The organism is Methylophilus sp. Leaf414 (assembly GCF_001425425.1).
Lineage (GTDB): Bacteria > Pseudomonadota > Gammaproteobacteria > Burkholderiales > Methylophilaceae > Methylophilus.
In genome coordinates this window covers 184,009-206,332 of the sequence record NZ_LMQQ01000004.1, presented here as the reverse complement: position 1 = coordinate 206,332, position 22,324 = coordinate 184,009, and the positions used below count along the sequence as shown (strand labels likewise).

18 protein-coding genes and 1 riboswitch are annotated in these 22,324 nt (G+C 48.5%); of the genes, 7 read left to right on the top strand and 11 right to left on the bottom strand.

The window, feature by feature from the left end:
- Nucleotides 1-19 precede the first annotated feature (19 nt).
- The 4 genes from lptE to nadD all read left to right on the top strand — a co-directional run bounded on the left by lptE (nucleotide 20) and on the right by nadD (nucleotide 3,693).
- Nucleotides 20-553, top strand: a complete 534-nt coding sequence (gene lptE, locus ASG24_RS09970; RefSeq protein WP_055870885.1) for an LPS assembly lipoprotein LptE — start codon at nucleotides 20-22, stop codon at nucleotides 551-553.
- A gap of 4 nt (nucleotides 554-557) precedes the next feature.
- Nucleotides 558-1,601: a DNA polymerase III subunit delta gene (gene holA, locus ASG24_RS09965; protein WP_055829685.1), complete on the top strand. Its 1,044-nt coding sequence runs from the start codon at nucleotides 558-560 to the stop codon at nucleotides 1,599-1,601.
- Between the two features lie 38 nt (nucleotides 1,602-1,639).
- Entirely contained in the window at nucleotides 1,640-2,896 is a 1,257-nt protein-coding gene (locus ASG24_RS09960; RefSeq protein ID WP_055870882.1) for a glutamate-5-semialdehyde dehydrogenase, read from the top strand.
- 155 nt (nucleotides 2,897-3,051) lie between these two features.
- Nucleotides 3,052-3,693: a nicotinate-nucleotide adenylyltransferase gene (gene nadD, locus ASG24_RS09955; RefSeq protein ID WP_055870879.1), complete on the top strand. Its 642-nt coding sequence runs from the start codon at nucleotides 3,052-3,054 to the stop codon at nucleotides 3,691-3,693.
- 113 nt (nucleotides 3,694-3,806) lie between these two features.
- Here nadD and ASG24_RS09950 read toward each other — a convergent pair whose 3' ends face one another.
- Complete coding sequence (locus ASG24_RS09950) at nucleotides 3,807-4,376, bottom strand: hemerythrin domain-containing protein (protein ID WP_055870875.1); 570 nt, start codon at nucleotides 4,374-4,376, stop codon at nucleotides 3,807-3,809.
- Between the two features lie 373 nt (nucleotides 4,377-4,749).
- Between ASG24_RS09950 and ASG24_RS09945 the strand changes: the two genes are divergently transcribed.
- Nucleotides 4,750-6,999 (top strand): EAL domain-containing protein, encoded by a 2,250-nt coding sequence (locus ASG24_RS09945; RefSeq protein ID WP_055870873.1) that lies wholly within the window; start codon nucleotides 4,750-4,752, stop codon nucleotides 6,997-6,999.
- Here ASG24_RS09945 and ASG24_RS09940 read toward each other — a convergent pair.
- The 7 genes from ASG24_RS09940 to ASG24_RS09910 all read right to left on the bottom strand — a co-directional run bounded on the left by ASG24_RS09940 (nucleotide 6,996) and on the right by ASG24_RS09910 (nucleotide 15,445).
- Nucleotides 6,996-7,445 (bottom strand): YaiI/YqxD family protein, encoded by a 450-nt coding sequence (locus ASG24_RS09940; RefSeq protein ID WP_055870870.1) that lies wholly within the window; start codon nucleotides 7,443-7,445, stop codon nucleotides 6,996-6,998. The genes ASG24_RS09945 and ASG24_RS09940 overlap by 4 nt on opposite strands.
- Nucleotides 7,445-9,016, bottom strand: a complete 1,572-nt coding sequence (locus ASG24_RS09935; protein ID WP_055870867.1) for a DEAD/DEAH box helicase — start codon at nucleotides 9,014-9,016, stop codon at nucleotides 7,445-7,447. Before ASG24_RS09935 ends, ASG24_RS09940 begins: the two co-directional genes overlap by 1 nt.
- A gap of 246 nt (nucleotides 9,017-9,262) precedes the next feature.
- Nucleotides 9,263-11,455 (bottom strand): OsmC domain/YcaO domain-containing protein, encoded by a 2,193-nt coding sequence (locus ASG24_RS09930; protein WP_055870864.1) that lies wholly within the window; start codon nucleotides 11,453-11,455, stop codon nucleotides 9,263-9,265.
- Between the two features lie 88 nt (nucleotides 11,456-11,543).
- Nucleotides 11,544-12,461: a 23S rRNA (adenine(1618)-N(6))-methyltransferase RlmF gene (gene rlmF, locus ASG24_RS09925; protein WP_055870861.1), complete on the bottom strand. Its 918-nt coding sequence runs from the start codon at nucleotides 12,459-12,461 to the stop codon at nucleotides 11,544-11,546.
- A gap of 15 nt (nucleotides 12,462-12,476) precedes the next feature.
- Nucleotides 12,477-13,250, bottom strand: a complete 774-nt coding sequence (locus ASG24_RS09920) for a hypothetical protein (protein WP_055870858.1) — start codon at nucleotides 13,248-13,250, stop codon at nucleotides 12,477-12,479.
- A 90-nt stretch (nucleotides 13,251-13,340) separates the two neighbouring features.
- Nucleotides 13,341-14,495 (bottom strand): HNH endonuclease, encoded by a 1,155-nt coding sequence (locus ASG24_RS09915; RefSeq protein ID WP_055870855.1) that lies wholly within the window; start codon nucleotides 14,493-14,495, stop codon nucleotides 13,341-13,343.
- Nucleotides 14,492-15,445 carry an MrcB family domain-containing protein gene (locus ASG24_RS09910; protein WP_055870852.1) on the bottom strand — a complete coding sequence of 318 codons (954 nt, stop codon included), beginning with the start codon at nucleotides 15,443-15,445 and terminating at the stop codon, nucleotides 14,492-14,494. Before ASG24_RS09910 ends, ASG24_RS09915 begins: the two co-directional genes overlap by 4 nt.
- Nucleotides 15,446-15,777: 332 nt before the next feature.
- Between ASG24_RS09910 and ASG24_RS09905 the strand changes: the two genes are divergently transcribed.
- Nucleotides 15,778-15,993, top strand: a complete 216-nt coding sequence (locus ASG24_RS09905) for a hypothetical protein (protein WP_235559733.1) — start codon at nucleotides 15,778-15,780, stop codon at nucleotides 15,991-15,993.
- Between the two features lie 96 nt (nucleotides 15,994-16,089).
- Here the strand turns inward: ASG24_RS09905 and yfaE are convergent, their stop codons facing one another.
- The 3 genes from yfaE to nrdA form a co-directional block, all read right to left on the bottom strand.
- Nucleotides 16,090-16,503 carry a class I ribonucleotide reductase maintenance protein YfaE gene (gene yfaE, locus ASG24_RS14900; RefSeq protein ID WP_055829702.1) on the bottom strand — a complete coding sequence of 138 codons (414 nt, stop codon included), beginning with the start codon at nucleotides 16,501-16,503 and terminating at the stop codon, nucleotides 16,090-16,092.
- A gap of 86 nt (nucleotides 16,504-16,589) precedes the next feature.
- Entirely contained in the window at nucleotides 16,590-17,723 is a 1,134-nt protein-coding gene (nrdB, locus tag ASG24_RS09895) for a class Ia ribonucleoside-diphosphate reductase subunit beta (RefSeq protein ID WP_055829705.1), read from the bottom strand.
- 205 nt (nucleotides 17,724-17,928) lie between these two features.
- Nucleotides 17,929-20,208 (bottom strand): class 1a ribonucleoside-diphosphate reductase subunit alpha, encoded by a 2,280-nt coding sequence (gene nrdA, locus ASG24_RS09890; protein WP_055870849.1) that lies wholly within the window; start codon nucleotides 20,206-20,208, stop codon nucleotides 17,929-17,931.
- Between the two features lie 125 nt (nucleotides 20,209-20,333).
- Nucleotides 20,334-20,559, bottom strand: a riboswitch (cobalamin riboswitch).
- A gap of 409 nt (nucleotides 20,560-20,968) precedes the next feature.
- Here nrdA and ASG24_RS09885 point away from each other — a divergent pair.
- Nucleotides 20,969-22,237 carry an OmpP1/FadL family transporter gene (locus ASG24_RS09885; protein ID WP_055870846.1) on the top strand — a complete coding sequence of 423 codons (1,269 nt, stop codon included), beginning with the start codon at nucleotides 20,969-20,971 and terminating at the stop codon, nucleotides 22,235-22,237.
- Nucleotides 22,238-22,324 lie beyond the last annotated feature (87 nt).

The window sequence follows — 22,324 nt, the reverse complement described above, 5'->3', positions numbered from 1 at the left end:
TTTTTTAGAAAGGATGACCATGCTGCTTTCCCGCCTGACACCATTTTCGCTGAACCGGTTTTCACTAACCAGTATTGTGAAAAATTGTGGCTGGCTGGTATTAGTGGCAGCGTTAACCTCCTGCGGTTTTCAATTGCGCCAGCCATCGCCAATTGCGTTCAAGACTATGTTCATTTCTGGCAGCTCCACCATCTCGACGCCTTTACGCAAAGCGCTGACTGAGCAAGGGATCAAACTGGTCGAAAGCGCTGAAGATGCCGAGTTACAGCTAGAGTTATTAAAGGAAGAAAACGAGCAACGCATTCTATCCCTGAGCGGTACCGGTGTGGTGCGTGAGTATGAACTGTACTACCGTGTGCAATACCGTACCAAGGTAGCGGGTGAACCTGTCTGGGGCCTGCCACTGGTGATGGAAGGCCGTCGCGACTATACCTATAACGATGCCAATTTGCTCGCTAAACAGCAAGAACAAAAACTGCTGACCGAAAGCATGCAAACTGACGTGCTAAACGGTATTTTGCGTCGCCTGTCAGCACTGAAAAAAGCCGAGTAGGTTTATGCGCATCCAGGCTGCGCAACTGGCACAACACCTGCCACCCAAACAGCATTTATATGTGCTGGCAGGTGATGAGCCGCTTTCAATTACCGAATCCATAGATAAAATCCGCGCTGCGGCACGCCAGCATGGCGCCCAGGAGCGCGCCAGCTTTACCGTAGAGCGCTATTTCAACTGGGGCCAGGTCAGCCAGTTCTTGCAAAGCTTCTCGCTGTTTGCCGAGCAACGTATTCTCGAAATCAATATTCCCACCGGAAAGCCCGGTGTTGAGGGTGGCAAAGCCTTGCAGGAATTAGCTGGATTACCTGCAGCAGACACTACCATTATCATCACCCTACCCGCGCCAGACCGGGACATGACTAACAGTGCCTGGTACGAAGCGCTGTTACAACAAGGGGTGGTATTAATCCACAACCAGGTGCCACTAGCGCAATTGCCTGACTGGATAGGCCAGCGGCTGGCTTTACAACAACAGACTGCAGATGAAGTGTCCCGCCGTTTCATTGCCGAGCAGGTTGAAGGTAATTTGCTGGCAGCCCACCAGGAAATACAGAAACTGGGATTGTTGTATCCTGCCGGTGCCTTAACTGAAGAGGCTATCCGGCAATGTGTACTGAATGTCGCGCGTTTCGATGTTTCTCAATTGGGCGAAGCGATGTTGCACGGCGACCAGAGCCGTATCCTGCGTATCATTGAAGGCCTGCGTGAAGAAGGCGAAACCGCTGTCACCGTGATGAACCCGCTGGTATGGTTATTCCGCCCGCTATTGCAAGTCCGGCTGGCCATGCAAAGCGGGCAATCCATGCAAAATGCACTGACCCAGGCCAGGCTGTTTGGCGACCGCCAGCAATTAGTTAAACGCGCATTGGAATTTTTACCGCAAAAACATATCGAAGCTGCACTGCAAAAACTGTCAGACATTGACCGCATTGCCAAAGGTGTAGGCGATGGGGATGCCTGGCTGGAATTATCCAGGCTGTGTACCGGCATCGCCAGGATGGCAGCAAGTAAATCGGCTAGAGCCGGTGCAACAAGAACACGCTAATTTTTGGCTGAAGTGGGTTTAGGATAAAATAACAGGCTATGGATATTAAACACTACATGAAAGAATTGGGAGAGCAGGCGCGTGCCGCCTCCCGTTTGATGGCGAAGGCGGATACCAATACCAAGAACCAGGCATTGCGCAATATCGCTGCCCTGATCCGCCATCATGAAAAAGCCCTGCTCGCCGCCAACCAGCAAGATCTGGACGCCGCAAAAGCCAATGGCATGGAAGCCGCGATGCTGGATCGCCTGGCGCTGAGCGAAAAATCTATCGCCACCATGGCAGAAGGCCTGGAACAAATCGCCAGCCTGGCTGACCCTATCGGCGAAATGAGCAATTTCAAATACCGCCCTTCCGGTATCCAGATCGGCCAGATGCGGGTACCGCTAGGCGTGATCGGCATTATTTACGAAGCACGTCCAAACGTAACGGTGGATGCGGCCGGTTTGTGTATCAAATCCGGCAATGCCTGTATTTTGCGTGGCGGTTCTGAAGCCATCCATTGCAACCAGGCGCTGGCTAAATTAGTTCATCAGGGCCTGGCGCAAGCCGGCCTGCCACAAGCTGCGGTACTGGTGGTCGAAACCACTGACCGCGCGGCAGTTGGCGAACTGATCACCATGAAACAATATGTGGATGTGATCGTACCACGTGGCGGCAAAGGCCTGATCGAGCGTATCAGCAATGAGGCACGCATTCCAGTGATCAAACATCTGGATGGCAATTGTCACGTCTATGTGGATGACGAAGCCGACCTGGATAAAGCTCTGCGTATTCTGGAAAATTCCAAAACCCAGCGACTGGGGACTTGCAACACTGCCGAGTCACTACTGGTGGCGCGTAGCATTGCGCCAACCGCCCTGCCTAAATTAGCCGAAATGCTCATTAGCAAAGGCATTGAAATCCGGGGTTGCGAAGAGACACTTGCACTGGTACCACAAGCGGTTGCTGCGACGGAAGAAGACTATTACACCGAATACCTGGATGCAATTATTTCCTGCAAAGTGGTCAGCGGCCTCGAACAGGCGATCACACATATCAACCAGCACTCCAGCCAGCATACCGAAGCGATTGTGACCGAGAACTATACCAAAGCACGCCAGTTCTTGCGTGAAGTGGATTCCAGCAGTGTGATGGTCAACGCCTCCACCCGCTTTGCCGATGGCTTTGAATACGGTTTTGGCGCGGAGATTGGTATTTCTACCGATAAACTGCATGCGCGCGGGCCGGTGGGTCTGGATGGGTTGACGTCGCTGAAATACATCGTCCTCGGTGACGGCCACGTTCGCGCTTAAGCAATTGCATGAATCGAGCGCTTCACGGCGTTGCGCGGTGCTCGAAATCCTCATGTACTATCTGTACATTCCGGTTTCTGCGCTCCGTGCGCCTTGTGCTGGCACTCGATTGATGCAATTTGATTATTGATTGATGGCCGGAAGAATCATTAAAAATGGAAATCATCGGACTGTTCGGCGGCACCTTTAACCCCATCCATAGCGGGCATCTGGTGCTGGCGAAAACCGTACTTGATACCTTGCACTGCAGCCAGATACGTTTTATTCCGGCGGCCATTCCTCCTCACAAAGCCATACCGGCAGTCACTGCACAGCATAGAGCCAATATGGTCCAGTTGGCGATTGCGGATCATCCTGAATTTATCCTGGATACCTGCGAACTTGACCGCCAGGGTCCATCCTATACGATAGAAACATTGCACTTATTGCGCAAGCGCCTGCCGGATCAAGCACTGTGTCTGATCATGGGACAAGACAGTTACCTCAAACTGCCCACCTGGCACCGCTGGCTGGAGCTACTTGATTACTGCCATTTACTGGTCGTACATAGAGCTGATGCTGAACAAAAGTTACAGCTGCATACCGAACACGAAAACAGGCTGGTGGAGATTGCTCATGCAGCAGAGCAATTTACCGAGAATGCGCACGGCTTTATCAGTTACTTGCCTGTCACCCCGCCGGATATTTCATCCACGCGCATTCGAGAATCGTTGGGCCAGCTAGAGGTTGCGTCCGTCCCTGGAATACCCGAAAAAGTGCTGTATTACATCAAAGCTAATCATTTATACCAATCATAGATTTTCCGCGTTTTCTAACACTAATAGACTATGCAAAGAAAAAGACCCGGGAAACAATTCCCGGGTCTTTTCTAAACAACTCTAAAAGCAGGCGTTTGCCTACTCAAAAAGCATTAGTGTTTTGATGGCACGCCAACTAGTGTTTTCAATTCCTGGACGTTAATTTCACCGTTGTCACCATTCAATTTGCTCAGTATTTCTTCCTTGCGTGCGGTAAAGGTCACTGCCAGTCCACGTAAATCCAATTCCTTGGATTTCCTTACCTCAGGAAACATTTCTTCCTCTTCTTCATCCACATGGTGATTAATGTACTCACCAAGCACGGTGACTTTTGCATCGTACATTTCATCTTCAGGGTCCATTTCCTGGATTTGAGCAATCAGCTCTTTGGCGCTTTCATGCTCAACAATACCTTCATTGATCATCGCGTCATCTTCGGTAGCGGCACGAGCACCAGGATAGAAAATTTCTTCTTCGGCAATGGTATGTGCAATCAGTTCTAAACAGATTTTATTGGCAATGCTGACCTTACCTTTGGTATCACCTTTTTCAGCAAGCTTATCAAACTGCTTGAACATTTTTTTGACCTCGTCATGGTCATTTTTCAGCAGCACAATCACGTCGTGCTTAACGGTAGTCACTGGGGTAGCTTTTTTTGATGGCGCATCTGATACGGTTCTCATGGTAAATCTCCTGGTAAGTAGCAATTTTAAATTCAGTCATCCGCCTATCGAATGACTTTGTTTTATTAGGCTCAATCATGCGGACTTACCTGCAAACGTACTATGCCTTTTCTTCTGAATTTACTGTAGGAAGAATCGCACGGACTCAACCTGCGTTTATAAAACCAACGTCTTCTTCATCAAATGGTTTTTATCCATACGCTCAATTCATATTTGCAACTTAAAAAGAGTGCAGTGAAATATGGTCGTTCTCAGATAAAAATAAATATAATGATCAATATACAAACAACCCATGCGCTTATCCATTCTCTTTAGGCATTGACATCAACACAGCCTGATTGAAATCACCGCAATGCCAAGGACTTAAAAGAATATGGGATCAGACCGCTTAATCGCATCTCGTTTACGCAGGCTTAAACAGTTGGCATTAGTCATTGGTACATTTGTCTCCATGTTGGCTTTCGCTGAAGAAGTGCTGCCTAACCATCTTCCTGAAGTCACCCTGCTTACCCCTCTTCCACTCTCAGTGCAGGAAAAAGCATGGATCAAAGAGCACCCCAGCATCAGGGTTGCCGTCAAGAGTGGCTGGATGCCGATTGAGTTTCAACTGGAGAATCAAAAGCACGCTGGCATTTCGGTTGATTACCTGCACCAAATCAGCCTGCTTACGGGCTTGACGTTTACCATTGTTGACTACCATCCCAATATCAATGGCAATGAAGCCGAGGTGATCACCGGCATTCGCAACAAACGCCTGTCACAGGGTTTCCACCTGGTTGCCACACCTTACCTGGATGTCACCAATGCCATTTATGTTGCCGCTAACAGCGGGTTCAATCCAGGCCAAACCAACCTCAACCAGCTCTCGCAAAAAAAAGTGGCGGTATTTAAAAGCGGGCTGGTCGGGCAGGAACTGAAAGCAGCAGTCCCGGATATAGACCTCAAATTATTCGACATCGCTGACGATGCCTTTGAGCAACTGGATGCGCATGCGGTAGATGCTTATATCGGCAACGAACTGGTGCTGGACTACCACATTGATTACCACAAAATAAAATCCATCAGTAAAGGCGGCACCACGCCCATCACCAGCAAAGTGTTTATGGCGGTCAGCGACGAACACCCGTTGCTGCGAAGCATCCTCAATAAAGCGGTATTGCAGATCGGCACCAATCCGCCCGATATACTGGATACCTGGCAAAAGAAGCCCGAGAATCCGTTTATCCAATACCTGATCGCGACCATCTCGTTTTTTGCGATCGTGCTGTTGTTCCAGCTGATCAAGTTGTATAAATCGAGCAAAAAACAGGCGATGGAAGCCGAAGAGAAAATCCGCTTTCAGGCCAATCACGATTTCCTGACAGAGTTGCCTAACCGTTACCTCCTGAAAACCAAGCTGTCAGAGGCTTTAAACCAGTCTGAAATCAGCCTGGCTAAAATTGGCGTTATCATTATCGACCTGGATAATTTCAAGGAAATCAACGATACCGCCGGCCATGCCATCGGCGATGAAGTGCTGATCAAGGTGGCAGACCGCCTCAAGTCCATTATTGCGCCGCCCAACATCATTGCCCGCTTTGGTGGTGATGAGTTTTTGATCCTGATGCAGGAAAACTCTGATCATCAGGCGTTGAATACTTTCTGCGCAAGGCTGATCGAGCTCATGGAGGCACCGTTCAAGGTTCAGCAAAAGTCATTCCTGGTCTCCATCAGCATGGGCGCCTCGCTGTTCCCGGATAACAGCCGCAATGTGGAAGAACTGATCATGTTTGCCGATGAGGCCATGTATCAGGCAAAAAGGACAGGCAAGAATAAATTCATCCTGTTTAATGAAAACATGCATGAGGTGTTTACCAAACGCACCCAGCTAGGCAACGAGTTGCGCCATGCGGTGGAACGACACCAGCTCTACCTGCAATACCAGCCGATCTTTAACCTGCATAACCAGCGCTGCGAAAAAGTTGAAGCATTACTGCGCTGGTACCACCCCGAATTCGGCACCGTACCGCCCAACGTATTTATCGGCATCGCCGAAGAAAACGGCAGTATTATCGAGCTTGGCGAATGGGTGTTCCAGCAGGTGCTTAGTGATTTCACAACCCTGACTCAACACTTTGGCGACATCGAAATCTGCATCAATCTGTCACCCATTCAATTTGCACAGTCAGAATCCATACATCAATTTATCGCCAATATCACCAGCCGCAATATCCCTGGCGCACATTTTTGTTTTGAAATCACCGAAGGCCTGTTATTGGAACCTTCCAACCATGTGCTGGATAACCTGAGCAAGATCAATGATCACGGTATCCGGCTGGCACTGGATGATTTTGGCACCGGCTACTCATCACTGGCTTACCTAAACAAGTTCAAGATTGATTACGTGAAGATTGATAGATCATTTATCAGCAACATCACGGAAAATGCCAACGACCTGGCCTTGTGCAAAACCATTATTTATATGGGGAAACAACTCAATATCAGGCTGATAGCAGAAGGGGTAGAAACGCTGGCGCAGGAGAATCTGCTGAAAGAAATGGCCTGTGACTACTCACAAGGCTTTTACCGGGCCAGGCCAATCACCATCAGGGATATGTCACAGGTGGGTTTAGAAGAAGTCTAACGCGGAAGCCGCGCCAGAAACTGGTCCAGCTGTTTGGCGAACGCGTGGCGATCGGAAGATTGCATGGCACTCGGGCCTGAGGTTTCCACCCCACTGGCGCGCAATGACTCCATAAAATCGCGCATGGATAAACATTCCTTGATGTTTTCACGCGAATAAAACTCCCCGCGCGGGTTCAGTGCGTGACCGCCCTTTTCAATCACTTGCGCAGCAAAGGGGATGTCAGCCGTAATCACCAAATCCCCGGCTTCCAGTGCCGCGACAATCACGTTGTCGGCAACATCAAAGCCTTTCGCCACTTGCATCGCCCGCAAATAAGGCGATGGTGGCACCCGCAGCAATTTATTGGCAACAAAAATGGTGGAGATTTTTGCGCGGTCGGCGGCGCGGAACAGGATTTCCTTAATCACCACCGGGCACGCGTCAGCATCCACCCAAATCTGCATTAACGCGCTTTCGGGGTTTGCCTGTTAGCGTTAGCTCCTGGCTTAGGTGTAAACAACGCACCTTGTGGCTTATTGCCATTTTGAGACCTATTTGCCCCTTGAGGTCTATTGCCTTGTGATTGACCAGCGCCCTGGTTACCACCCTGAGCATTAGCGCCCTGGCGATGTTGTGCAGGCTTATTCGCCTGGTTGCCATTGCGCTGACCAGCATTACCCTGCGCAGGCCTGTTGCCATCCACCTGCGCCGCACGCTGGCCATTAGGCTGTGACTGGCGCTGTTGAGGAGATTTCTGGTTATTCGCATTGCCAGCGGATTTCTGTGGCTGCCCTTGTTTGGAACGACCGTTATTTTGCCCGCGCGGATTCTGTCCGCGTGGCGGGCGATCCGGCTCTTCACTGCCTTTTTCCGGCGCAACAAAGCCTTCCACCGCCACACGTGGGATTTCACGTTTAATCAACTTCTCAATGTCTTTCAACATGCCGAGCTCTTCGCGATCTACCAGTGAAATCGCCGCGCCGCTACTGCCTGCACGCCCGGTGCGGCCAATGCGGTGTACATAATCTTCCGGCACATTCGGTAACTCAAAGTTGACCACTTGCGGCAACTGGTCAATGTCCAGCCCGCGTGCAGCAATATCGGTCGCCACCAGCGCCGGAATCGTGCCTGCTTTAAACTCGGCCAATGCCGCGGTGCGCGCATTCTGGCTCTTGTTGCCGTGAATCGCCATGGCGGGTATGCCATCTTTCACCAGTTTCTCAGCCAGGCGGTTGGCACCATGTTTGGTGCGGGTAAAAATCAACACCTGCGTCCACTGGTGCTGTTTGATCAGGTGGCTGACCATGGCGCGTTTATGCGCTTGCGGCACCATGTGCACACTCTGTTCAATCAGCGCGTTCGACGCATTGCGACGTGCCACTTCCACCAGGTCAGGCGTATTCAGCAAGTTATCCGCCAATTTCTTGATGTCGTCCGAGAAGGTGGCCGAGAACAGCAGGCTCTGGCGTTTCTTCGGCAGCAAAGCCAGCACTTTTTTAATGTCATGGATAAAGCCCATGTCCAGCATACGGTCGGCTTCATCCAGCACTAGGATTTCGATGCCGGATAAATCCAGTGCTTTCTGTTGCACCAGGTCCAGCAAACGTCCAGGGGTTGCCACCAGGATATCCACCGGTTTGCGCAAGCGGTTGATTTGCGGATTCACGCCCACACCGCCAAACACCACCATGCTTTTCAGTGGCAGATATTTGCCGTAAGTAGTGACAGACTCACCAATTTGCGCCGCCAGCTCGCGCGTCGGTGAAAGAATCAGGCAACGTGGTTTTCCGGCAGGTGTGTTTAAAGGATGTTCAGTCAGGCGATGCAAAATCGGTAACGTAAAACCAGCCGTTTTGCCGGTACCGGTTTGTGCACCAGCCAGCAGATCACCACCGCGTAATACATAAGGGATCGCCTGTGCCTGTATAGGCGTAGGGATGGTATAGCCGGCATCGGCAATCGCACGTTGCACCGGCTCGCATAAATTTAAATCAGCAAACGTCACGTTTGCAGGGGTATTGTTTTCTATGGACAAAGTAATTCACTTATAGAGCGTGTGTGGCGCACATGAAAAGGCCACACAACAAATTATTGGGCGCTGGTCTGTTGCGAATCGCAACACCAATCTGGACAAACGAAGATTATATTTATAGAGGTTTGCTAGGCCGCTGTGATGATTGGAAGGTCACAGGGTGAGGCTATTATACGCCCTATTCAACGTTTTCTAATGATTGCAATATATTTCAGCTTTCGCGGCCTGTTAAATCAAGTAGCAAATCATCTAAGCAGCCTTGGCCCGCGCCCCATGCAGCTTCCTGTAGCTATCAATCAGGCGCTGATGCCTGTCGAACCCTTCCAGCTTCATGCTGGTTGGCGTTAAGCCATAGAAGCGCACGCTGCCATTGACTGAACCGATCACAGCATCCATGCGCGCATCGCCAAACATACGGCGGAAATTGGTTTCATAATCGGCCAGCTCCAGCTCATCATCCAGCATCACTTCCAGCACCACATTCAAGGCCTGGTAGAACAAGCCGCGTTCCAGCGTGTTGTCGTTGTACTGCAAAAAGGCGCCAACCAGCTCTTGCGCCTCTTCAAATTGCTGCAAGGCCAGGTTGATCAATAACTTTAATTCCAGCACGGTGAGCTGGCCCCAGTCAGTATTCTCATCAAACTGAATCCCGATCAGGGTGCCGATATCGCCGTAATCATCCAGCTCGTTATTCTCCAGGCGGTCCAGCAATGCTTCCAGGCTGGCGTCATCCAGAGTATGCAGGTTCAGGATATCTTCGCGGAACAACAGAGACTTGTTGGTGTTATCCCACACCAGGTCTTCTACCGGGTAAATTTCCGAATAACCCGGTACCAATATACGGCATGCAGTAGCGCCCAGCTGGTCATACACGGCAACGTAAGCTTCTTTACCCATCTCGGCCAGCATGCCAAACATGGTCGCGGCTTCTTCAGCATTGGCATCATCGCCCTCACCTGAGAAATCCCACTCCACGAATTCGTAATCCGCTTTGGCACTGAAGAAACGCCACGACACAATACCGCTGGAGTCAATAAAGTGTTCAACAAAGTTGTTCGGCTCGGTCACCGCTTCGCTGGCAAAGGTAGGTTGCGGCAAATCATTGAGGCCTTCAAAACTGCGGCCTTGCAGCAATTCGGTCAGGCTGCGTTCCAGCGCGACTTCCATGGTCGGGTGCGCGCCAAACGAGGCAAACACGCCGCCGGTGCGCGGGTTCATCAAAGTCACACACATGACCGGATATTCACCGCCCAATGAGGCATCTTTGACTAATACCGGGAAACCCTGCTCTTCCAGCCCTTTGATCCCCGCCACCACGCCAGGGTATTTTGCCAGTACTTCCTGCGGCACATCCGGCAAGGCGATTTCGCCTTCAATGATTTCGCGTTTGACTGCACGCTCAAAAATCTCAGATAAACATTGCACCTGCGCTTCCACCAGCGTATTGCCCGCACTCATGCCATTGCTGACAAACAGGTTTTCCACCAGGTTGGTCGGGAAGTACACCGTCTCGCCATCAGATTGCCGCACAAACGGCAGCGAACAGATACCGCGCGCGGCATTGCCGGAATTGGTATCTATCAGGTGCGAGCCGCGCAGCTCGCCATCCGGGTTGTAAATCTCCAGCGTGTATTCATCTAGTATCTCTTTCGGCAGTGCGTCCTTACGGCCTGGCTTGAACCAGCGCTCGTTCGGGTAATGCACAAATTCTGCATTGGCGATCTCTTCGCCCCAGTACGAGCCTGCATAAAAATGGTTGTTACTCAGCCGCTCGATATACTCGCCCAGCGCCGACGCCAGCGCGCTTTCCTTGGTAGAACCTTTGCCGTTGGTAAAGCACATCGGCGAATGCGCATCGCGGATATGCAGCGACCATACATTAGGCACAATATTCCGCCACGAAGCGATCTCGATCTTGATGCCCAGCCCGGCCAGCACGCTGGTCATATTGGCGATGGTCTGCTCCAGCGGCAAGTCTTTGCCGGTGATATACGTCTGTGAGTCTGCTGCGGTGTTTACAGTCAGCAACGCCTGCGCATCGGCATCCAGGCTAGCCACTTCTTCAATGATGAAATCCGGCCCTGCCTGCACCACTTTTTTCACTGTACAGCGGTCAATCGAACGCAAAATACCAATACGGTCTTTTTCAGAGATATCGGTCGGCAACTCGATCTGAATTTTGAAAATCTGCTTGTAGCGGTTTTCCGGGTCCACGATATTGTTGTGCGACAGGCGGATATTGTCAGTGGGGATATTGCGCGTGCTGCAATACAGCTTCACAAAATAAGCCGCACATAAGGCGGATGAAGCCAGAAAGTAATCGAACGGCCCAGGCGCCGAGCCATCGCCTTTATAACGGATAGGCTGGTCGGCAATCACCGTGAAGTCATCAAACTTGGCCTCAAGACGTAACTTATCGAGAAAGTTGACTTTGACTTCCATGGGGAAACTCCGACTGCTGCAAAAAGATAAGGGCGCTATTATCCCTCACAACGCTTAAGCCGCCTAAAGATTATTTGCAAGCTGCTGATTAAATGCGCTTTTTAGATAATTCAGGCTGAAACGTCCATGCCACAAACCGGGTTTGTTTCTGCCCTTGTGCCATCTCCACCGTTTTCACTGTCACCGCCTGCGCCTTTTTGATTTCGCGGTACACCAACGGCAAATTAGACGCTTTGGAGACCAGCGTGGTAAACCACCCACACTGCCGGGCAAACTGCCTGCTCTCGCTGATCATGGTGGTTAAAAACGCCCCCTCACCACCCGCACAAAACAGCTCATTAGACTGCCCGCCAAAATTCAGAGCCTGTGGCGGCTTTTTACCCAATCCGCGCCATTTGCGCTGCGTACCCGCCAACGCTTCAGCGGCGGATGCATGAAAAGGCGGGTTACATAAAGTGAGCGTAAACTGCTCGCCCGGCAAAATCACACCGCTGAAGATAGACTCCGGCTTAGGTTGCTGACGCACACTAATCTGCTGTTGCAACCCATTCGCCTCAATAATCTGCTGCGCATTACGCAAGGCCTTATTATCAATATCCACACCCACACATTGCCAGCCATAAGCATTTGCAGCAATTAAGGGATAAACCAGATTCGCACCGGTGCCAATATCCAGCAAACGCACTTTTTCATGGTTTAAATCTGGAATGCTCTCTGCCAATAAATCCGCCAGATAATGCACATAATCCGCCCGCCCTGGGATAGGCGGACATAAGTAATTCTTTGGAATATCCCACACCACCACGTCGTAATAGTGCTTAAGCAAAGCGTGATTTAAAGCTTTCACTGCTTGCGGGTTTGCAAAGTCTATCGAGTCATCGCCATAAGCATTTGGGCGGACGTATTGAGAGAGTGTTGGGTGTGCTTGCACCAACACAGAAAAATCATAGCCGGCGAGGTGTAAGTTACGTGGATGAAAGGTTGAATAAGATAGTTCAGATTTCATTAAAATAAGCTTTTGCTACCCACCTACTATGTCTCTAATTTTTCGTACACTTTTTATAAAATATGCACCTGGGACTATTACAAAATATCCATAGATAAGCGCAATCAATCCAATAATCCATGCTGTATTTGTATAGCGCGTAAGAGGTATAAGTGCAATCAGCCCTATTACAGCACCATAAATGGCAGCTTTATTCCTTGGTACGTCAAATACAATCACTTGTGGAGGTTGAAATATTACCTTAACTCCTTTTACAGTTGCTGACAGCCAAATTGCAGGCTCCTCTTCAGTAACCGCTGAATTCAGATACTCGAACTTTACTACCTGGCCTCGATTAAAAACCGGCAAATTATATTCTCGTTGACCATGAAAAATATTTTTCTGAGCTTCACTGGGCTCCTCTCCAGTTGGTACGGTAATTTTGTCTTTGTACGCTTGAGTTAAATTCAATATATTTGGTGAGTCTAAAACATGAGTTGCTTCAGTTAGAAGTTTTGTATTATTTGTGTATGTATTAATTATGATATTTTCGTAATCAATAAGACTCTCATTCTTCAACTCAATCGTAGATATAAATAAATTCCTATTAGGTACATCGTTCCATCTAATTTCCACATTCCCAAAAACAGAATCTTGAGCAGAAATTCCTATTCGATTATTAGTTAAATAGTATCTAAACACCCCTCGCTTATTTATAACTTTATGACTCAGCCACGAAACAAGCAATCCACTCAAGCCACCGAATACAACTGATAGATACTCGTTTTTAAGTAAATCAATAAAATTCATTTCAAATTACCCATTTCTATATGAATGAAAAGTATTTTGATATCCAGAATAAATCACGAACCTCTGAAGCAGAATGCTTATTATCAAAATTCAAAGGTCATCGAATAAGTCATCACCATAATATTTAAATAAGCTTCTGAAGGTTATAGCTAATCCTTTGCTTTCTAGTGCGACCCTTCTTTTTTCAAACAAAATTCGTATCTTTTCCTGCTTCTCTTCCTTTATTGAGTGATGTAATAACCTATGGCAATTGGGGCAAAGAGATACGATATTATCGACAACGTCTAAATTATTCTCAAATTCATAGTGCGCCCCTAATGGAATTAAGTGATGTGCCTCTACATATGGTTTATTAGCAGCTTTAGAATTAAAAGTTTTATGGTGGGGATCTAATTCACATTTAAAATCAGCTTTTCTTATTGCATGTGCTGATTTCCCTGAATTCCTAGCATATTTATATATGGTAGTCCTTGCTTTCAAAATCGGCTTTTTTTCAGGCCCGGGCTTATCATTAAATGTATTACTGCTTTTTGACGCTTGCTTAATATTACTTATATTGAAGCTTTCAATATCGGTAATTTCTTTATTCTCTAAGTATGCTTCGTATGAAACTCTAAAAAAGTCTTTAGTGGTTATGCTACTTAGACTTTCAATTACCTCAAGATATTCTTTCAAATTATAGAATTTATATCGTAATCCTCGCCTGGCTAGGTAACGACTCGTTTGGCTATCAACTGGTAAGAAAATTGATGGTCTAGCTCTAAACAAAGCTTGAGTAAGCTTAGCTGTTCCTGAGCATTTTACGTCTATGGCATCAAGAAATGTCTCAGGCTCAATCGAATCTAAACCTTTCATTGATTGTTTAAACAACGTCCACAACTTCTTTACATCATCATTTTTTCTTTCGGCTTTGTATGAAAATAACCATGTCTGTTGACCATTAGCAATTGGAATTCCATGAAAGGAGGCTTGAACTTTAGCCCTTATGTTAAGTTTCTCTTTTAGAACTTTTAGTATTCTTTTTAAGCTGTCTTCCGAGCTATGCTTACATATAAGTCCTACGAATGTAAAAGGATCGATTTCTTTCAGAGGTGTTTTACGACCATTCTTTTCTTTATCATCGAGCCCGTTCACATTTGCATCTTTTAAGAACTGTATCAAAGCCATCTGCTTGTTTTCAAAAGCAAGTAGTTTCAATGCCATCTGCTCAAAAAATGGTACCCAATCAAAATCTTGAATGCTCATAGCTCCCCCTTCAATATTTTTTTGAAAGAACCAACATCGCCAACAAAATCGCTTTTGTGAATCATTCTGTGACAATTAGAACAAAGTACAGCAAAGTCTTTCTTCGGATCCCGTGAAACCTTAGTTCCTTTTAATTTAGAAATCGGTTCCAAATGGTGCGCCTCAATATAACCTTTACCTATATCCCCATACACCGACTCAAAATTAAATCCACAAGCTTGACAAACAAATCCATGAATTTGCTTTGCTTGTTTTACTAATTTGGGGTTTCGTTCAATACGTTTATGAATTCTAAGTTTTGTAGCATCCTCGATTAAAGTATTTCCAGGCTCATCTCCATCAATGAACTGTTTAACCTCAATAGCAGCCTCAGAAATGATTAATTTTTCATAAAGTGCTAAAGCAGCTCGTAAATCCTCTATTAGCTGAGCATCTGAAGGTAGGTTATTTTTTCGGTACTCCTTCGCCAATATATTTCCAGCTTGATAATAGTATGTATTGTTTCGTTTATTTGATGGTTTTAAATCAATTTCTTTAAAATTTAAATTATTTAGTCCGCCACCGAGTATTGCTCTAAAATTTTTTGCTCTAGCTTTTAATGCTGTAGCAGCATCCGCTCTATACAATTTCTTAGCCTCTGTCATTGCTTGATTAAGGCTTAAATAAACACGTTCTGTATCCTCACTAAATAAGTAGCATACGTAATATCCTTTTGAAGCACTATCTGTGACTATTGGATTAAAAATTCCTAGCCAAGGTCCCAACACCCACACTCCCTGCCCTGCACTACCTTTGAAAACATATTGATCACTATTAGGTACACAGGCTTGCACATTTGAAACAAAGTCATGCCTTACAAATTCAGCAACAGCATGTTCTGCAAAATCATCGTTTTCTTTTGCTGATTTGTAGTTATCTAATATGTATTTAATCGACTTATGCAAACTCATTCTCAATTCCTTGCATCAACCCACATTTTTATCGTCAAATCAAAATTTGCAATTTTTTAAGCGGCGAATTAACAGTCCGTCACTCAAAACTATTTGAATTTTTATAGTGAAGCGCCCACATTTTTGCAACCCCAATTAACTGTAAACGATTTTATAACATCAGTTAGCGCTGAAATCGAAGTTAATTTATGCAAAACACCCCTTAAAGCATTGAATTGACTAGCAAAACAGTATCTTTACAGTGTATACATACACAAAATTGTCTGTTAATGTAGCAAACATCAGAAAAATTACGGTGTTTTACACCGATCAATACTCGGGGTGTTTATTTAATGATGGACATATCAGGAAAGTATTTGTACACCATACGCAGTGCGAATGGGGTGCTGGTTGAGAATTTGCAGGTGTTTGGCAAGTCTCGCACCGAAGCAGATGAGAAAATCCGCCAGATGTACTGGCGCTGTGAAATTATCAGTTGCGATATTGTTGTAAAGAAAGATTCGAAAGCACGTACACCACATATAAAAATGCAGTGGGTACGCCCCTAACATGGGGAGGACAGGCTGGCGTTAAGAACCAGCCCTGATTGCCGACTCTAAAGGCGCTTGTTGATACAGGCGCCTTTTTTATTGGTACTTTGCAAATTAGAACAATGACAGGTTGTTTGCCCGTGTATTGTTTTTGGCTGCCCTTTTTCTCGCTGGCTTTTTCACTGGCGCATGTTTGGGGGTGAGCATAGGCTCATCAAACAGGGATTGTTGCGCAGGGAACATATCGTTTTGCATCTGGGCTTTTTGCACGTCGAGCCTGAGCTCGCAATCGACGCGGATATCTGATTTGGGTACGCAGCAACAAGGCAGGATTTCGTCGGCACCGATAAATGCCAGCGGTTGTTCAAGGTATTCCACTTCCCCCGCCAGCAAACGCACGCGGCACCCGCCGCAATAACCGCTCCGGCATTGATACTCTACTTCGTGCCCGGTGCGCTCAAGGCCTTCGAGCAGGGTTTCCTGCGGGATAAGGTTAAAGCGGATGTGCTGGCTTTGTACAACGCTCACGTGGGGTGGTGTTCAATTAAAAAGTCAATTTGAATAAGTGCGCGAGGGATCAGTGCAACGCCGCAATTTACCCGCGCAGCCACTTATTAGAGTTCAAAGTCGTTGAGATCATCTGCCGACATCTCCGAATCAATCTGACCAATCAGGTAAGAACTTAATTCCACCTCTTGCGGGGCGACTTGCACGGTGTCTGACGCCAGCCAGGTGTTGATCCATGGAATCGGGTTGCTTTTGGCGTTTGGGAAAGCCGGTGGCAGGCCTACCGAGGCCATGCGGGTGTTGGTGATGTATTCGACATACTGGCAGAGGATGTCTTTGTTGAGGCCTATCATGGAGCCATCTTTAAACAGGTATTCTGCCCATTGTTTTTCCTGCTCGGCGGCAGTTTTAAACATCTCGAAACATTCCTGGTGCAACTCGGCGGCGATCTCGGCGAACTCGGCATCGTCCTGACCGGAACGCATGATGTTGAGCATATGCTGGGTGCCGGTGAGGTGCAGGGCTTCGTCACGTGCAATCAGGCGGATGATCTTGGCGTTGCCTTCCATCACCTTGCGCTCGGCAAAGGCGAATGAGCAGGCAAAGCTGACATAGAAACGGATCGCTTCGAGAATGTTCACGTTCATCAGGCAGCGGTACAACAACTTTTTCAGCTCGCGGCGATTGACGACTTTTTTCTCGCCATTGATGACGTGATCGCCCTCACCCAGCTGCGAATACAACATGGTCTGCTGGATCAGCTCATCGTAATAATGCGCGATATCCGATGCACGGGCAGTGATGTTGTCGTTGCGAACGATGTCATCAAAAATGATGGAAGGATCATTGACGATGTTGCGGATGATATGGGTGTATGAGCGCGAGTGGATAGTCTCGGAAAACGCCCAGGTCTCGATCCAGGTTTCCAGCTCCGGCAGTGACACCAGCGGCAGCAAAGCCACGTTGGGGCTGCGACCCTGGATGGAATCCAGCAGCGTCTGGTACTTCAGGTTGCTGAGGAAAATGTGCTTTTCATGCTCGGGCAGGTTCTGGTAATCAGAACGGTCCTGCGACACATCCACCTCTTCCGGACGCCAGAAGAAAGAAAGCTGCTTCTCGATCAGCCGCTCGAATACCGGATATTTCTGCTGGTCATAACGCGCCACGTTGACGGGCTGACCGAAGAACATGGGTTCTTTGAGTTGATCGTTGTCTGTTTTGGTAAAGATGCTGTAGGCCATGGCCGTGTTCCTAATGTTTAAGTTTCAAGACTCAAACTGCTTTTTAAAATGTATTTACTACTTCACTGCAAGACATACCAAATAAGTGAGCGAGCCGGATGAAGTGCAAGGCGCCCGGAACGCAACAACCGAGACAGTACAAATAGTACGGCGAGGTTGTGAGTACCGCGCAACGCCGCAATTCGCCGGCGCAGCCACTTATTATTTAGATTTTGCAGGCACCACCGGCACAACCATCATCCTCCGCCTCGGTGCCGCCTTCGGTGGCTCCGTCACGCGTGTTATGGTAGTACAGCGTTTTGATGCCCAGTTTGTACACTTGCAGCAAGTCTTTCAGCAACTGCTTCATCGGGACACGGCCACCTTCAAAGCGGGTCGGGTCGTAGTTGGTGTTGGCAGAAATCGACTGGTCAACAAACTTCTGCATGATGCCCACCAGCTTGAGGTAGCCATCATTGTTCGGCATTTTCCACAGCAACTGGTACTGGTCACGCAGGCGGTCGATCTCCGGCACGACCTGGCGCAGGATACCGTCTTTGGATTGCTTGACGGTGACCAGACCGCGCGGTGGCTCAATACCGTTAGTCGCGTTGGCGATCTGGCTGGAAGTTTCTGATGGCATCAGCGCGGTCAGGGTGGAGTTACGCAAGCCATCTTTCTGGATCTCTTTGCGCAGGCTTTCCCAGTCCAGCAGCAAAGGTTCCGTCGTCACGCTATCCAGATCCTTTTTATAGGTATCAATCGGCAGAATGCCCTTGGCGTAAGTGGTTTCGTTAAACGCCTGGCATGGACCGAATTCACGTGACAACTGTACCGAAGCTTTCAACAGGTAATACTGGATCGCCTCAAACGTACGGTGGGTCAGGCCCAGCGCTGCATCGTCGGTATAGCTGGTACCGTTTTTCGCCAGATAATACGCATAGTTGATCACACCCACACCCAGTGAGCGGCGCTTGTCGGTCGCGTTGGAGGCAGCTTTGACCGGGTAATCCTGGTATTCCAGCAAGGCATCCAGCGCACGCACCACCAGGTCAGACAGGCCTTCCAGCTCATCCAGTGATTCCAGCGCACCGAGGTTGAAGGCAGACAGGGTGCACAGTGCGATTTCGCCTTCTTCATCATTGATGTCATTCAATGCCTTGGTTGGCAGCGCGATTTCCATACACAGGTTGGACTGGCGCACTGGCGCGACAGCCGGGTCAAACGGGCTGTGCGTGTTGCAGTGGTCTACGTTCTGGATGTAGATACGGCCGGTACCGGCGCGTTCCTGCATCATCAGCGAGAACAACTCCACCGCCGGGATAGTCCGCTTGCGGATGCTGTCATCGTTTTCGTATTGCGTATACAGGCGTTCGAACTCATCCTGGTCGGCAAAGAAGGCATCGTACAAACCCGGGATATCATGTGGCGAGAACAGGGTAATGTTCTGGCTCTTGATCAGGCGCTGGTACATCAGGCGGTTGATCTGTACGCCGTAGTCGAGGTGACGAACGCGGTTTTCTTCCACACCACGGTTGTTTTTCAACACCAGCAATGACTCCACTTCCAGGTGCCACAGCGGGTAGAACAAGGTCGCCGCACCACCACGCACACCGCCCTGCGAGCAGGATTTCACCGCAGACTGGAACAGTTTGTAGAACGGCAGGCAACCGGTATGTTGCGCTTCGCCGCCACGGATTTCACTACCCAGCGCACGGATGCGGCCAGCGTTGACGCCGATACCCGCACGTTGCGAGACGTATTTCACGATGGCGCTGGAAGTGGCGTTGATGCTATCCAGGCTGTCATCACACTCTATCAGCACACAAGAGCTGAACTGGCGGGTAGGCGTACGCACGCCGGACATGATAGGCGTAGGCAGAGAAATCTTGAACGTGGAAACAGCGTCGTAAAAACGCTTGATCAGGTCCAGACGCGCCTGGCCTTTGTAGTTGGCAAACAGGCACATGGCCACCAGGATGTACAGGAACTGCGGGCTCTCGTAGATTTTCTTGGTGACGCGGTTTTGTACCAGGTATTTACCTTCTAGCTGCTTGACCGCCGCGTAAGAGAAATTCAGGTCACGCCAGTGGTCGATATAGCCATTGAGCACATCGAATTCTTCACGGCTGTAATCACGCAACAAGTGCTGGTCATATTTGCCGAGCTCGGTCAGGCCGGTCACATGGTCAAACAGGTGCGGTGGCTCAAACTGGCCATAGGCGATCTTGCGCAAGTGGAAAATCGACAGGCGGGCTGCCAGGTACTGGTAATCCGGTGTTTCTTCAGAAATCAGGTCCGCCGCGGATTTGATGATGGTCTCATGAATGGCATCAGTGCGGATGCCATCATAGAACTGGATATGGGAGCGCAACTCTACCTGCGACACCGACACATTATTCAGGCCTTGTGCTGCCCAATCAATCACGCGGTGGATTTTGTCGAGATTGATAGGTTCCTTGCGACCATCTCTTTTTGTGGCCTGCATGGATTCGTATTGTGACATTGATGGCTCCCAATTCTGGCAGCGGGGACTATAGAAGACGCAAACGCAAACATTGCACACCGGGCAACACCCGATATCATGATAAATGCACTGCAACTGCCGAGGACACCCCGCCTCAAACGTTAACAAGTAAAAAAACTGACGGTCGGTCTCCTGGCTCTCAGGTCATGATTATTTGCTGTCGCCTTCCCGAATTACTTCAGTGGCTTAAAGTGTTCGCAAACAACTCGCTGATCACAGTTGCGGGGGCAGCCCTGGCTTGATGAATACCGTGCAGTGTTTCACGCACCAGATTCCCTTTTAAATGCAGAAGAAGTGTTTCTCCTGCAAACCGTATGGATGCGACTATAAAACAATATCTATGGCTTTTCAATCAGACAAAACACAAGATATAGTTGTAAAGTCTAGCTTTCATATACAAGGTATTGTTTCTATTAAAGAATATGTTTTAAGAATTTTTTTAATAAAATTTTGAGAAAATGCATTGCATTTTTGATTGAATTACGCATTGAATGTTACAAAGCTGAAACATTTTTAATCAGGGTGCTTAAAACAGGAATAGGCGATAAAAACGCAAGTCTTGTAAGTGGTGATCGCCAACAATATGAGACTATGCTATCAGTGACAAAATCGGCAAAATGAACCTGCTAGAAAACTCTTTTCCAGGTTAAAAATGCAGTGCAATTGCCGCTCTATTATCGCGATACTGTTTTGCCTGTTTATGTAAAACTATAAGCCACTAACGAAAACCACACTCGCAATGACTTACTTCAATTTCTCCACGATTCGCCTGGCAACCGCCCTGACTTTGGCTATCACTGGCAGTGCTGCACATGCCACCAACGGCATCAACCTGATCGGCTTTGGTGCTGAATCCAGCCTGATGGCCGGTGCTGATGTAGCAGTTGCACGCGACACCAGCGCGCTGAATACCAATCCGGCCGGGCTGACGCAGATCAAGGCACCGCTGCTGGACATGTTCGGCTCGATACTGCGCACCACCGACTTGGTGCATAAAGACCCCCGCAACGAAGAACATGCCTCTAACCGTTACACGCCTCTAGGCGGCGGTGGTTATGCGCGCCCGATTGAAGACACATCATGCACGGCGGGTGTAGGTTTCTTTGCACAAGGTGGTGCCGGTGGTGTATTCGATAAAATCCGTACCCCGTTTGGCAATCGCGATGATTTATCATCACTGTTCGGTATCGCTAAGGTTATTCCCGGCATTGGCTGCGAAGTGAACGAGAAACTTTCAATCGGGGCCAGCTTGAACTTTGTCTATGCAAGCATAGAGCAGGATTTTTTTGCCAATACCTCAGTCCCTGCTGCGCCCTTTATTGGCTATAAGTTAGAAGATGCATCGGCGATACGCACAGGGTTCAAGCTAGGCATGCAATATCGTGTCACGCCAACATTAACCCTGGCTGCCGCTTATAGCGAAAAGACTGAATTACCACTTACTGGCGGCTCATTAGTAGCTGATTTCACCGGCGCAGGATTAGGTAAGGTGAAGTATTCCGATGCCTCAGTCAAAGGCTTCGCATTGCCTCGTGAAGTCGCTGTCGGTTTGGCGTTCAAACCGGCGGATGCCTGGCTGCTTTCATTCAAGCTAAACTGGCTTAACTGGGATGATGCGATCAATGACGTGAAATTACGCGCCACCAACCCTAACAATTCTTTAGCACCTGCTGTGTATGGTTCAACCAACCCTGCCGACTGGAAAAACCAGTGGGTGGTCGCCACCGGCGTTGCTTACAACTGGGATGACCGCACGACCATTTATGCGGGCCACAACTATGGCAAAAACCCGATTCCACGTGAGACTACCAACCCGTTACTGGCTGGCATTTTAGAGCATCACCTGACGTTCGGTGCCGCGCGCAAGATAGACCAGAACTGGCTTGCAACCGGTGGCGTGGAGTGGATGCTGCCGGTCAGCGTAAAATACAACAGTGCATTGCTAGGCGACTCGGAAATCCGTAATGAGGCGATTGTGCTGCACTTTATGCTGAGCCGCCGCTGGTAGGTTTAATGACCAGCTATAAAAAGAAAACGCTGATATCTATTACGGATATCAGCGCTTTTTAGCCAAAAATACGCTTAAAACAGACTC